12 protein-coding genes are annotated in these 13,330 nt (G+C 71.4%); 10 read left to right on the forward strand and 2 right to left on the reverse strand.

Annotation, left to right across the window (positions count from 1 at the left end):
• Positions 1–90 precede the first annotated feature (90 nt).
• The 10 genes from GPA04_RS10885 (at position 91) to GPA04_RS10930 (ending at position 11,423) form a co-directional block, all read left to right on the forward strand.
• The gene (locus GPA04_RS10885; protein WP_156224131.1) at positions 91–1,086 is read left to right on the forward strand and encodes a branched-chain amino acid ABC transporter permease; all 996 of its coding nucleotides are present in this window, start codon (positions 91–93) and stop codon (positions 1,084–1,086) included.
• On the forward strand, positions 1,083–2,336 hold the full coding sequence (locus GPA04_RS10890) for a branched-chain amino acid ABC transporter permease (RefSeq protein ID WP_241680737.1): 1,254 nt from the start codon (positions 1,083–1,085) through the stop codon (positions 2,334–2,336). Before GPA04_RS10885 ends, GPA04_RS10890 begins: the two co-directional genes overlap by 4 nt.
• Before the next feature lie 19 nt (positions 2,337–2,355).
• On the forward strand, positions 2,356–3,180 hold the full coding sequence (locus tag GPA04_RS10895) for an ABC transporter ATP-binding protein (protein ID WP_156224269.1): 825 nt from the start codon (positions 2,356–2,358) through the stop codon (positions 3,178–3,180).
• The gene (locus tag GPA04_RS10900) at positions 3,170–3,889 is read left to right on the forward strand and encodes an ABC transporter ATP-binding protein (RefSeq protein WP_156224132.1); all 720 of its coding nucleotides are present in this window, start codon (positions 3,170–3,172) and stop codon (positions 3,887–3,889) included. Before GPA04_RS10895 ends, GPA04_RS10900 begins: the two co-directional genes overlap by 11 nt.
• Before the next feature lie 84 nt (positions 3,890–3,973).
• Positions 3,974–5,404 (forward strand): PrsW family intramembrane metalloprotease, encoded by a 1,431-nt coding sequence (locus GPA04_RS10905; RefSeq protein WP_156224133.1) that lies wholly within the window; start codon positions 3,974–3,976, stop codon positions 5,402–5,404.
• A 208-nt stretch (positions 5,405–5,612) separates the two neighbouring features.
• Entirely contained in the window at positions 5,613–5,909 is a 297-nt protein-coding gene (gene groES, locus GPA04_RS10910) for a co-chaperone GroES (RefSeq protein ID WP_156224134.1), read from the forward strand.
• A gap of 166 nt (positions 5,910–6,075) precedes the next feature.
• Positions 6,076–7,587, forward strand: a complete 1,512-nt coding sequence (gene guaB, locus GPA04_RS10915; protein ID WP_156224135.1) for an IMP dehydrogenase — start codon at positions 6,076–6,078, stop codon at positions 7,585–7,587.
• A 45-nt stretch (positions 7,588–7,632) separates the two neighbouring features.
• Positions 7,633–8,757: a GuaB3 family IMP dehydrogenase-related protein gene (locus GPA04_RS10920; RefSeq protein ID WP_156224136.1), complete on the forward strand. Its 1,125-nt coding sequence runs from the start codon at positions 7,633–7,635 to the stop codon at positions 8,755–8,757.
• 32 nt (positions 8,758–8,789) lie between these two features.
• A complete protein-coding gene (locus tag GPA04_RS10925) occupies positions 8,790–9,737 on the forward strand; it encodes a Gfo/Idh/MocA family protein (RefSeq protein ID WP_206674196.1) in 948 nt (315 codons plus the stop codon).
• A gap of 135 nt (positions 9,738–9,872) precedes the next feature.
• The gene (locus GPA04_RS10930; protein WP_162458588.1) at positions 9,873–11,423 is read left to right on the forward strand and encodes an HNH endonuclease signature motif containing protein; all 1,551 of its coding nucleotides are present in this window, start codon (positions 9,873–9,875) and stop codon (positions 11,421–11,423) included.
• Positions 11,424–11,485: 62 nt separating this feature from the next.
• Here GPA04_RS10930 and GPA04_RS10935 read toward each other — a convergent pair whose 3' ends face one another.
• Complete coding sequence (locus GPA04_RS10935; protein ID WP_241680738.1) at positions 11,486–11,965, reverse strand: DoxX family protein; 480 nt, start codon at positions 11,963–11,965, stop codon at positions 11,486–11,488.
• 47 nt (positions 11,966–12,012) lie between these two features.
• Positions 12,013–13,302 (reverse strand): glycosyltransferase, encoded by a 1,290-nt coding sequence (locus tag GPA04_RS10940; RefSeq protein ID WP_156224139.1) that lies wholly within the window; start codon positions 13,300–13,302, stop codon positions 12,013–12,015.
• Positions 13,303–13,330: the final 28 nt, after the last annotated feature.

Consider the following 13,330-nt stretch of genomic DNA (forward strand, 5'->3'; position numbering starts at 1 on the left):
CCAGCCGAGCGCGTCGCTGCTCGCCCCCCCCGGGCAGCGCGGGCCCGGCCGGGGCCCCCGACCACCCTTCATGCGCGAGGAGCTCCGCCGGTGCACTTCCAGTACGTCTTCGACAACTTCGCGAGCCTGTTCATCGGCGGACTCGTGTTCGGCTCGGTGTACGCGCTCATCGCGCTCGGGTACACGATGGTCTACGGCGTGCTGCAGCTCATCAACTTCGCGCACTCCGAGGTGTTCATGTTCGGCACCTTCGCGACCGTGTGGGCGCTGTGGCTCATCGGTGCGGACGCCACGACCATGGGCGTCGCCCTCGTGCTGTCGATCGCGTTCGCGATGGTGGCCTCGATGATCACCTCCGGCGGCGTGGCGCTGCTGCTGGAGCGGGTGGCGTACCGCCCCCTGCTCAAACGCGGCGCACCGAGACTGATCGCGCTGATCTCCGCCATCGGCGCCTCGTTCGTGCTGTCGGAGGCGATGGGTCTGCGCGGGGCCATCGCCTCGGCACTGGGACTCAGCGACACGCTCGGCCGCTACGTGGCCCGCTCGCGCGAGAACCTCGGGATGCCGACCGACCGGACGACCACGGTCCAGTTCGAGCTCTTCGGGTACGGGGTCACCAACGTCAACATCATCGTCGTCGTCTCTGCGGTGCTGATGATGGTCGCCGCCGACCAGTTCATCCGACGCACCCGCACCGGGCGTGGCATCCGTGCCGTCGCGCAGGACCCGGAGACGGCCTCTCTCATGGGTGTCAACAGCACCCGGGTCATCCAGATCACGTTCTTGATCGGCGGCATGCTCGCGGGTGCCGCCGCCACCCTGTACATGCTGCACATCGGTGCGACGCGGTACAACGCCGGCTTCCTCCTCGGCGTCAAGGCCTTCACCGCCGCCGTGCTGGGCGGCATCGGCAACCTCCGCGGAGCGCTGGTCGGCGGGCTCGTGCTCGGCGTCGCCGAGGGGCTCGGCGCCGGGCTGTTCGGCAACGAGTGGCGCCACGTGGTGGCGTTCGTGCTGCTCATCCTCATCCTGCTGTTCCGGCCGACCGGCCTCCTCGGTGAGTCCCTCGGGAAGGCGCGCGCATGAGCGAGACGACGACGACCCGACCGGCCGCACGCATGTCGTGGGCCAGCTCGCTGCGGTCGAGCCTGGGCTCGCGGCTGCGCAGGACGCCGCGCTGGGCGCAGTTCCTCCTCATGGTGGCGCTGGCCCTGTTCTGCTACCTGCTGCCGCTGCTGGAGCCGCCGGTCATCTCCACGCCGGGAACCGACTTCGGCGCCGTGCTGTTCACGGTCTCGATCTACGTGCTGGTGGCGGTCGGCCTCAACATCGTGGTCGGCTACGCCGGGCTGCTCGACCTCGGCTACGTCGGCTTCTACGCGATCGGCGCGTACACCGTGGGCGTGCTGACCTCGCACCACGCGACCTGGCCCTGGCTGCTGAGCCTGCCGGCGGCGCTGGTCGTCACGATGATCTCCGGTGTGCTGCTCGGGTGGCCGACGCTGCGGGTGCGGGGCGACTACCTCGCGATCGTGACGCTGGGCTTCGGCGAGATCGTCCGCCTCACGCTCATCAACAGCGAGTGGCTCGGTGACGCGCGGGGCATCAGCTCGATCCCGGCGCCGCCGAGCCTGCCGTTGTTCGAGATCCCGCACCTGGACTGGAGCACGGGAGTGCCGCTGGTCGACTTCAGCGACACGACGACGTTCATCGAGTTCGGCGTCACCGACCCGGTGCCGTTCTACTGGCTGGCGCTGACGCTGGTGATCCTCGTGCTGCTGGCCGACAAGCGGATCAAGAACTCGCGCGTCGGCCGCTCGTGGGAGGCCACCCGTGAGGACGAGGACGCGGCCGAGCTGATGGGCGTGCCGACCTTCCGGTTCAAGCTGCTCGCGTTCGCGCTCGGTGCGTTCGTCGGCGGCATCGCGGGGTCGATGTTCGCCACGAGGCAGACGTTCATCAACCCCGAGTCCTTCACGTTGCTGATCTCGATCCTGTTCCTGTCCGCCGTCGTGCTGGGCGGGCAGGGCAACCGGTGGGGCGCCGTGATCGGCGCGATCGTCGTCGCGTACCTGCCCGAGCGGTTCCGCGGCTTCGAGCAGTGGCGGGTGCTGGTGTTCGGCATCGCCCTGATGCTGCTCGCGATCTACCGGCCGCAGGGTCTGCTGCCACCCCGGCGCACCGTGCGCGCCCAGCGGATGGAAGAGGAGTCCCAGGCGTTGGAGGTGGGCGAGGCCGACCCTGACGCCGAGCTCGCCACCGCCGGCCCTGTGGCACGGAATCCGGTCGACGACGCGCCGGTGCCCCCGGACGAGGAGAGGAGCCCTCGTGGCTGAGGTCATCCAGCAGCCGTCGATGAACCCGGCGTCCGCGCCCGAGCCGTTGCTCTCGATGAACGACGTCACGCTGAGGTTCGGCGGCGTGACCGCTCTCGACGGCGTCAGCTTCCACATCGACCGGGGCGAGATCCTGGGGCTGATCGGTCCGAACGGTGCCGGCAAGACGACGGCGTTCAACGTCATGACCGGGATCTACCGCCCGACCTCGGGGTCGGTGACGTTCGACGGCGGTTCCACCGCGCGGCTCAAGCGGTACCAGATCGCCAAGCGGGGGATCGCGCGCACCTTCCAGAACATCCGGCTGTTCAAGGCCATGACGGTGCTGGAGAACGTCATGGTCGGTGCGGACGCCCAGCACCGCACCGGCCCGATCTCGGCGTTGCTCGGGCTGCCGCTGCACCGCCGTGAGGAGGCAGCGGGCCGGGAGATCGCGCACGACCTGCTGGACTTCGTGGGGGTGCGAGGGCGCGCCGACGAGCTCGCCGGCAACCTCTCCTACGGTGACCAGCGGCGCCTGGAGATCGCGCGTGCGATGGCGACGCAGCCGCAGCTGTTGTGCCTCGACGAACCTGCTGCCGGCTTCAACCCCTCGGAGAAGCAGGCGCTGATGGAGCTGATCCGCAGCATCCGCGACCGGGGACTGACCGTGCTGCTGATCGAGCACGACATGCGGCTGGTGATGGGCGCCGTCGACCGTGTCGTGGTGCTGGAGTTCGGACGCAAGATCGCCGACGGCACGCCCAGCCAGGTGCAGAACGACCCCGGCGTCATCGCGGCGTACCTCGGCGTCGACGACGACGAGATCGCGGACGAGGACGGTGAGGGTTCCGATGCTTCTTGAGGTGCGCGACCTGTCGGTCAACTACGGGCACATCGAGGCGATCCGTGACATCAGCTTCGACGTCCCCGAGGGGTCGGTCGTCACGCTGATCGGTGCCAACGGTGCCGGCAAGAGCACCACGCTCAAGACCATCTCCGGGCTGCGGAAGGTGCGCACCGGGTCGATCGTCTACGACGGGCAGGACCTCGCCAAGGTCTCGGCCGACCGGCGCGTGCAGATGGGCATCAGCCAGGCGCCGGAGGGCCGCGGCATCTTCCCGGGGATGACGGTCCGCGAGAACCTCGAGATGGGCGCCTACGTGCGGCGCAACCGCAGCGCCGCGGCGCTGGCGCCCGACTTCGAGCGGGTGCTGACGCTGTTCCCGCGGTTGGCCGAGCGCATCAAGCAGCCGGCGGGCAACCTCTCCGGCGGCGAGCAGCAGATGGTCGCGATCGGCCGCGCGCTGATGGCGCAGCCGCGGCTGCTGCTGCTCGACGAGCCCTCGATGGGGCTGGCGCCGAAGCTGATCCAGCAGATCTTTCGGATCATCGAGGAGATCAACGCCCAGGGCACCACGGTGCTGCTCGTGGAGCAGAACGCGGCGCAGGCGCTGCGGCGGGCGCACCTGGCCTACCTGCTCGAGACGGGCGAGATCGTTCGCTCGGGTACGGGCTCGGAGCTGGCGGGTGACCCCGCCGTGCGCGCGGCGTACCTCGGCGGCGACGTCTGAGGCTGCTCGCGACGCGAGCGGCACGGGCAGTTGGCCCCCTCAAGCAGCGCGACAGTCGGCGCTGCGACCGCTAGCGTCCGTGCGGTGACGTACAACCAGCCGCCCCAGCAACCGCAGCCGGGCGATCAGCGGGCACCGCAGCCAGGCGGCGCGCCGCTCGGCCACCCCCATCAGGACGCGCAGTACGGCTACACCCAGCAGCCCGACTACACGCGCCAGCCGGGGTACGCACCGCAGCAGGGGTACGGGCAGCAGCAGGGTTACGGCCAGCAGCCCGGCTACGGCCAGCAGGTCTACGCGCAGCAGCAGCCCGTGTACGTGCAGGGCTACGGCTACCAGCCGGCCGCGGTGCACGTCCAGCCGCCGGTGTCGTCGATGGCGCCGCAGCCCGGCGCGATGCCGTGGGCTGCACCGAGGCGCAGGCGCCCCGTCGTGCTCGAGATCGTGCTCGTGGTCCTCGGAGGGCTCGCGGCCTCCGCGTTCGTCGTCCTGATGGCCGTCGTCACCAGCGGTGCCGAGGTGATCGTGGCCGTGCTGCTGTCGCTGGTGCCGCTCGTGATGATCGGCATGGTCGTGCTGTGGATCGACCGCTGGGAGCCCGAGCCGCGGTTCCTCCTGATCGGCGCGCTCCTGTGGGGCGGCGGCGTCGCCGTCCTGATCGCGAGCCTGCTGAACTCGGTCGTGGGCCCGGCGGTGGGTGCGGTGCTGGCGCCGGGCATGGACCCCGACAGCGCCGCGGCCGTGTTCGGCGCCCCGATCGTCGAGGAGGCCGCCAAGGGCCTGGGGATCCTGCTGATCTTCCTGGTGCGCCGCAGGCAGTTCAACGGCCCGGTCGACGGCGTCGTGTACGCCGCCGTCGTGGCGCTCGGCTTCGCGGTGGTCGAGGACGTGCAGTACTTCGCGCTCAACTCCGAGGGTGTGGGCGCCATCTTCGTGATGCGGGCGCTGCTCAGCCCGTTCGGTCACCTGATCTACTCGCTCCCCATGGGGATCGCGCTCGGGTTCGCCTCCCGGCAGCGGTCGAAGGCGGCGTGGCTCTGGTTGTTCCCGATCGGCTACCTCGTGGGCGTCGGCCTGCACATGGGCTGGAACGGGAGCCTGACGGCGGCCACCGGGCTCGGGGACATCGTCGCGATCTTCGTCTTCCTCAACTGGGTGCCGTTCGCCCTGCTCGCGGGCGTGGTCATCTGGCTGCGCCGCCGCGAGGCGGCCGTGATCTCCGCACGTCTGCGCGACTACGTCCCCAGCGGCTGGCTCACCGAGGAGGAGGTGCAGAGCCTGTCGTCGATGCGCGCCTCGCGTGCCGGGCGCACGTGGGCGGCCCGGTTCGGTCCGAGCGCCAAGAAGGCGATGCGCAGCTACCAGCACGCCGCGGCACGGCTCGCCTACGCGCGGCAGGACCTGTACACCGGGCACGTGGGGAACCGTGCCCGGATCGACGAGGTCGAGCTGCTGCAGACGATGGCGCAGTCCCGTTCCGAGGTGATGGCACTCGCCCAGGGCGCCCGCCTGTGAGGGCGCTCGACGGCGACCACGGAGCGACACGTTTAGCACTCGCCTTGACCGAGTGCTAACGCAAGCCTAGATTGGGTCCGAAGGTTCCACTCGGAGCCTGTGACCGTGCCGAAGGCCGGTCGTCGACCCCCGCGACGGCGACGACCAGCAAGCTCCGGCACGGCCCCATGTCCTGATCAGTTGAGAATGCGAAAGGGGAGGTCCGTCAGTGTCGGTCTCCATCAAGCCGCTCGAGGACCGGATCGTCGTCAAGGCGAGCGAAGCCGAGCAGACCACGGCCTCTGGCCTCGTCATCCCGGACACCGCGAAGGAGAAGCCCCAGGAGGGCGAGGTCCTTGCGGTCGGTCCGGGTCGTGTCGACGACAACGGCAACCGTGTTCCGGTCGACGTCAGCGTCGGCGACAAGGTCATCTACAGCAAGTACGGCGGCACCGAGGTCAAGTACGGGGGCGAGGACCTTCTGATCCTCTCCGCGCGCGACGTCCTCGCCGTCGTCGAGAAGTGAGCTGACGCCACCCGCGTCGAGCTCAGGCGTCGGCCCCGACACCCTCGTGGTGCTCGGGGCCTTCCGCTGTCCGGGCACGGCCCGGCTCCGCCCGGGTGAGCGAACTCACGGGTGAGGGGCGAGACCGGGGTCGATCCGCCGTCGGGCGCTGCCTAGACTTGCTCTCGTGACGCAGCTGCAGCACGACCCCTTCGGATTTGTCGGACTCACCTACGACGACGTGCTCTTGCTGCCGGGCGAGACCGACGTCATCCCCAGCGACGCGGACACCAGCACCCGGCTGACGCGCGAGATCTCCATGAAGATCCCGCTGGTGTCGGCGGCGATGGACACCGTGACCGAGGGCCGCATGGCCATCGCGATGGCGCGCCACGGCGGTATCGGGATCCTGCACCGCAACCTCCCGATCGCCGACCAGGCCGCGCAGGTCGACCTGGTGAAGCGGTCGGAGTCGGGCATGGTCACCGACCCCCTGACGATCGGCCCCGACGCCTCGCTCGCCGAGCTGGACGCGCTGTGCGCGAAATTCCGGGTCTCCGGGCTCCCGGTCGTCGACGCCGAGAACAAGCTGCTCGGCATCATCACCAACCGCGACCTGCGCTTCGTAGAGCCCAGCAGGTTCGAGACGATCCGCGTGCGCGAGACGATGACCCCGATGCCGCTGGTGACCGCGAGCGTGGGCGTCTCGCGCGAGGACGCCTCGGCGCTGCTCGCCAAGCACAAGGTCGAGAAGCTTCCGATCGTCGACGCCGACAACAGGTTGACCGGGCTGATCACCGTCAAGGACTTCGTCAAGTCCGAGCAGTACCCGCTGGCCACCAAGGACGGCGAGGGCCGCCTCGTGGTGGGTGCCGCCGTCGGGTTCTTCGGGGACGCCTGGGAGCGTGCGACCGCGCTCGTCGAGGCCGGCGTGGACGTGCTGGTGGTCGACACCGCCAACGGTCACGCGCGGCTCATGCTCGACATGGTGCGCAGGCTCAAGTCCGACCCCGCCACCCGCGGTGTGCAGGTCATCGGAGGCAACATCGCCACCCGTGAGGGTGCGCAGGCGCTCGTGGATGCCGGCGTCGACGCCGTCAAGGTGGGCGTGGGGCCGGGATCGATCTGCACCACCCGCGTGGTCGCCGGTGTCGGCGTGCCGCAGGTGACCGCGATCTACGAGGCCTCGCTGGCGGCCAAGCCGGCGGGGGTGCCGGTGATCGGTGACGGCGGCCTGCAGTACTCGGGCGACATCGCCAAGGCGCTCGTCGCCGGTGCCGACTCGGTGATGCTCGGCAGCCTGCTCGCGGGCACCGACGAGGCGCCCGGCGACCTGGTGTTCTCCGGGGGCAAGCAGTTCAAGCTCTACCGCGGCATGGCCTCGCTCGGCGCGATGCAGTCGCGCGGGGACCGCCGGTCCTTCTCCAAGGACCGCTACTTCCAGGGCGACGTCTCCGACGACGACGTCATCACCGAGGGCATCGAGGGCCGCGTCGCCTACAAGGGCTCGGTGGGGCAGGTCGCGCACCAGCTCACCGGCGGGCTGCACCAGTCGATGTTCTACGTCGGCGCCCGCACGATCCCGGAGCTGCAGCGGCGGGGGAAGTTCGTGCGGATCACCTCCGCCGGGCTCAAGGAGTCGCACCCGCACGACGTGCAGATGGTCTCCGAGGCGCCGAACTACTCCTTCCGCGGCTGAGGTCCTCGGGCCGGCCGGCCCGACGGCGGCCGGTAGCCTGGGCCGGTGACCTACGAGATCGAGATCGGCCGTGGCAAGCGCGGCCGCCGCGCGTACTCCTTCGACGACATCGCGGTCGTCCCGTCGCGGCGAACCCGCGATCCTGAGGACGTCTCCGTCAGCTGGCAGATCGACGCCTACCACGTCGACCTGCCCGTGCTCGCGGCTCCGATGGACTCCGTGATGAGCCCGGAGACGGCGATCCGGCTCGGCCAGCTCGGTGGCATCGGCGTGCTCGACCTCGAGGGTCTGTGGACGCGGTACTCCGACCCGGAGCCGGTGCTGGCGGAGATCGCCGAGCTGCCCGCAGACCGAGCGACCGCCCGGATGCAGGAGCTGTACTCGGCGCCGATCATCCCCGAGCTGATCACCGAGCGGCTCGGCCAGATCCGCAAGGCGGGTGTCACGGTCGCGGGCGCCTTGTCGCCGCAGCGCACGCAGGACCACTGGCGCACCGTGGTCAGTGCGGGCGTGGACCTGTTCGTCATCCGCGGCACCACGGTCTCCGCCGAGCACGTGTCCTCCAACGCCGAGCCGCTCAACCTCAAGCGGTTCATCTACGAGCTCGACGTCCCGGTCATCGTCGGCGGCGCGTCCACCTACACCGCGGCGCTGCACCTGATGCGGACCGGAGCCGCGGGCGTGCTCGTCGGGTTCGGCGGGGGAGCGGCCCACACGACCCGCACGACGCTGGGCATCCACGCGCCGATGGCCTCCGCCGTCGCCGATGTCGCGGCGGCACGCCGCGACTACCTCGACGAGTCCGGCGGTCGCTACGTCCACATCATCGCCGACGGCGGCGTGGGTCGTTCCGGCGATCTTGTCAAGGCGGTCGCCTGCGGCGCCGACGCCGTGATGCTCGGTGCCGCGCTCGCCCGCGCGAGCGAGGCGCCCGGGCGCGGATGGCACTGGGGCCCGGAGGCGCACCACCCGCACCTGCCGCGCGGCGAGCGCGTCAAGGTCGGCACGGTCGGCACGCTCGAGCAGATCCTGGTCGGTCCCGGCAGCCAGGCCGACGGCACCGTGAACCTCATCGGGGCGCTGCGCCGCGCGATGGCGACCACCGGCTACTCCGACGTCAAGGAGTTCCAGCGCGTCGAGGTCGTCGTCTCGCCGTACCACCCGGCCTGACCTCGGTGCGCGGGCCCGGGGTCCGATGGGGCGTGATCGGGACAGGCGACGTGGTCGAGCGCAAGAGCGGACCGGCGCTGCAGTCCGTGCCGGGCTCGAGCATCTCCGCCGTGATGCGCCGCGACGGCGATCTCGCCGCTGACTTCGCCCGCCGCCACGGGGTTCCGCGCTGGTACGACGACGCCCAGGCGCTCGTCGAGGACGAGACCGTCGACGCCGTCTACGTGGCCACCCCGCCCGGCAGTCACGCCGAGCACACGATCCGTGCGGCTGCGGCGGGCAAGCCCGTGTACGTCGAGAAGCCGATGGCACGGTCGGCGGCCGAGTGCGAGGCGATGATCGACGCCTGCGAGCCTTCCGGCGTCGGGCTGTTCGTGGCGTACTACCGCCGGGCGCTGCCCCGTTTCGTCGCCGCCGAAAGGGCGATCCGCGAGGGTCGCCTCGGTGCGATCGAGTCCGTGCGCGTCACCTTGCTGCGGGGTGCAGGAGGCGGCGGCTGGCGTATGGACCCGACGGCCTCGGGCGGTGGGCTGTTTGTCGACCTCGCCTCCCACACGCTCGACTGGCTCGACCTGGCCCTCGGTCCGGTCGCCGACGTCGAGGCCGAGGTCGACGGCGGACCGGCCGAGTCGGTCGTGAGGGCGTCGTTCTCGTTCGCCTCAGGCGTGACCGGGTCCGGGCGCTGGGACTTCGCCGCCATGCACGAGCAGGACGAGATCGAGATCGTCGGAGCCGAGGGCACGCTGCGGATGTCCAGCTTCGGGTCCGAGCCGGCCGTGCTGACGACCGCCGGCGGCACCGTCGAGCTGCCTGCTGACGAGCCGCCCGTGGTGCAGCAGCCGTTGATCGAGAACGTCATGGACTCGCTGCTGCGTGGCGCCGCGCCGTTGAGCACCGGCGCGACGGCGCTCCGCACCACCAGGGTGATCGACGACGTCCTCGCAGCGCACCGCGAGCGGCACGGGATCGCCTTCGGCTGAGCTGGTCACGACGTCCCACGGCCTGCCCACCAGGCCCGGGCGCTTCGCCGTCGGGACGTGTGAGGCCGGCGTCGATGTCGTACCCCATCCGTAGTGTCGGGACCAGACGCACCGGATGGAGAGGACGGATCGATGATGACCGCACCCGCAGCGCTCGATGACGAGCTGAAGGCCCTGGAGCCGCTGCCGGAACGTGAGCCTGAGCGAGAGCTGAACGCGATCGCGCACGAGCTGGGCACGCTGGCGGCGACCCTGGCAGCGACCACCTGTCGGTTCCTGCTGCTGCTGGCCGAGTTCGACCGGCGTGAGGGATGGGCGGGGCAGGGCGTCTCCTCCGCCACGCACTGGTTGAGCTGGCGGTGCGGGATGTCGACCACCACGGCACGCGAGCAGGTCCGGGTGGCGCGCAAGCTCGAGGGCCTGCCCCGCACGGTCGAGGAGTTCGCTGCCGGCCGGTTGTCCTACTCCAAGGTGCGCGCGATCACTCGGGTGGCAACCGCCGAGACCGAGTCGGAGCTGCTCGCGGTGGCTGCCGCTGCCACGGCCAACCAGCTGGACCGCTTCGTCGCGGGCGTTGCCACAGTCGCGAGCGTGGACGATGTCAACGCCCGGCACAGCAGCCGCTACCTCTCGTTCCGCACCGAGGCCGACGGGTCGGTGACGTTCTCCGGCCGCTGCTCGCCGGAGGATGGCGCGGTCATCCTGGAACGGCTGCGGCTCGTCCAGGACTACCTGCGCCGCACCGCCGCCACGGACCCCGAGCACACCACCGACAGCACGCCGGCGCCCTGCGAGGAGCGCGAGGTCGTGCGAGGGCGCGCACTGATCGACGCGCTGGTGCTGGTCTGCGAGGAGCCCGGCGTCGGCAACGCCGAGGAGCCCACCACCGCCGACGAGGCGATCGGCTCGCGGCGCAGCGAGACCGTGCTGCACGTGACGCTCGACGAGCTCACGGAGGCTGCGGCCACGGGTCAGAGCCGCAACGCTTCCGCGGAAGCGGTGGACGCTCGACCGAGCGCTTCCGCGGAAGCGGTGGACCCTCGACCGGGCGCTTCCGCGGAAGCGCCGAACCCGGACCAGGCTGTGCGGATCGGACCGCGGCTGGAGATGGGGCCGGCGCTGCACCCGAGCACAGCGCGCCGGCTGTGCTGCGACACCGGACTCCTGCTCAGCCTCCACAAGGAGACCAGGGCCGTCCGGGCACACCTGACGGCGATGCCGAACGCCCGACCGGGTCGCACACTCAACCTGGGACGGCGGCGCCGGCTGGCGAGCCGTGCCCAGCTACGGGCGCTCTGGGACCGCGACCATGGCTGCCGGTTCCCTGGCTGCGAGCGGCGTCGGCACCTGCACGCGCACCACATCGTCCACTGGGCTGATGGCGGCCGGACCGACCTCGACAACCTCGTGCTGCTGTGCGGGCAGCATCACCGCCTGCTTCACGAGGGCGAGTACACGCTCGCCCTGCGCGGCGCCACCGTCACGATCTACGACAACAAGGGCCACCTCGTCCCCGCCGTCCCGCGGGCCTTCGATCCCGCGCCCGCGCTGTCGCCTTCGGGTCTGACCGCGGGCACCCGAACCGGTGACCCGTTGCCACTGGATCCCGTCAACGGCGGACCGCTCGAGCTGGAGTACGCCGTGGGAGTCGCCACCGAACGCTGGCAGCTGCGCAGCGTCGGTTAGCGCCGTGCGCCGTGAGCCGTGAGCCGGCGAGCCGCCGAGGCCGAGCCGCTCCGGGCCTCGCCTCAGCGACCGCCGCGAGGGCGCCGCGTCGAGAGCAGCGCCCAGGCCACGAGCACCGCCTGAAACGGCAGGCGGGCGAGCCGCTTGGCATCGGTGTCGAGCCCGAAGCCGTCCTTCTGCTCCAGGAGCTGCGCGACGTTGCCGGGGAGCACCGCGACGAAGAAGGCCGCGACCAGCAGTCCGACCCGGCGTCGGTGAGGCTGCTTCCACGTCACCAGCAGCGCCGACCCGAGCAGGATCTCGACGACGCCGGAGACGAGCACCACGGTGTCCGGGTCGGCGGGGAACCAGGACGGCACCTGCGCACGGAACTCCTGACGGGCCGTCGTCAGGTGACTGACCCCGGCCGAGGCCAGCACCGCGCCCAGCGCGCCCTGCGCGACCGCCTTGCCGATGCGCCAGGGCGAACGTGACCTCGGGCGTGACGCGGCTGCGGGCGAGCTCTGCTCCATGCTGCTCCAGTCCTCGGTGCGTCCCGCCATCGTAGGCCGCGCGCGTGCGACGCCTCGGGCGGTCGAGGACGGTGTGGCTACGGCCTCGGCCGGCCGTGCGCTGCAGAGGCGTCGTGGACAGCGCCTACGACACGACAACCTACGACACGACAACGCCTACGACGACGGCTCAGCCGCGCGCCTGCACTCCCGCGGTACAACGCGATCGTCGCCTCGGCCACATCTTCCCAGCGCCTCTCGAGCGCGTGGGCGCGGCCCGCGGCGCCGAGGGCGGCGGCTCGTTCCGGGTCGGCGAGCAGCGCCGCGACGGCCTCGGACCAGGTGCTCGGGTTCCAGCCGGGCAGCAGGACACCCGTGACGCCATCGACCACCGACTCGGCGAGCCCGCCCGTCCGGGCGGCCACGACGGGGACGCCGCTCGCGGCGGCCTCCAGCGCAACGAGTCCGTAGGTCTCCGAGTGCGAGGGAACGAGCACCAGGGCGGACGCGCGCATCAGTGCCGCCAGCGCCCGGCGGTCCTGCGGACCGACGAGCGCGACGTCGTCGGCGACGCCGAGCCGCTCGGCCAGAGCGGCGAGGCTGCGCGGATACGCCTCGTCGCTCGTGGCGCCGCCCGCGACGACCAGACGCGGGCGCGGGGCGTCCGGGGATCGACGCTCGATCACCCCGGCGAGCGTCTGGATCGCGAGATCGATCGCCTTGAGCGGCTCGAGCCGGGCGGCGGCGAGCAGCATCGGTCGACCACCGGGGACCGGCTCGGGGTGGAAGAGGTCGGGATCCACACCCGGGTGCACCACGTGCACGACGGCCGGGTCGGCGCCGAGCCGGTCGACGACGGTGCGCGCCTCGGCCTCGGACACCGCCACCACGGCGTCGGTGCGACGTGCGAGCCAGGTCTCGCCCTCGAGCCGAGCCTGCGACTCGGGTGGTTCGCCCTCGGACAGCGCGGCCTGCGGCGGCGCCGCGATGCTGTGGAAGGACTGCAGGTGCGGCACCCCGAGCTCGCGTGCCAGCGGCAGCGCCGCGACACCCGAGAACCAGTGGTGGGAGTGCAGCACGTCGACCTGCGGCCGGTCGGCGGCGAGCGCGACCCGGAACGGCTCGATCAGGTGGTCGTGGTCGCTCTTGAGCAGCGTGCGTGGCGGGCCGACCGGCAGCCGGCGCAACCGGACGCCGTCGACGTCCTCCCGCTCGGGCCGGTCAGCACTGCTGAGCCGGGTCCACACCGTCACCTCGTGGCCCGCCGCGGCCATCGCCGCGCTCGTCTGGCGAACGACGACGTTCATGCCTCCGACGTCACCCGAGCCCGGCGGCTGGAACGGGTCGGTGTGCAGGCACACGATCCCGATGCGCAACGTGCCGGTCATGAGGGCATTGTGGCGCGCCGGCGGCCGC

This window comes from Pseudactinotalea suaedae (assembly GCF_009733815.1).
Classification (GTDB): domain Bacteria; phylum Actinomycetota; class Actinomycetes; order Actinomycetales; family Beutenbergiaceae; genus Pseudactinotalea; species Pseudactinotalea suaedae.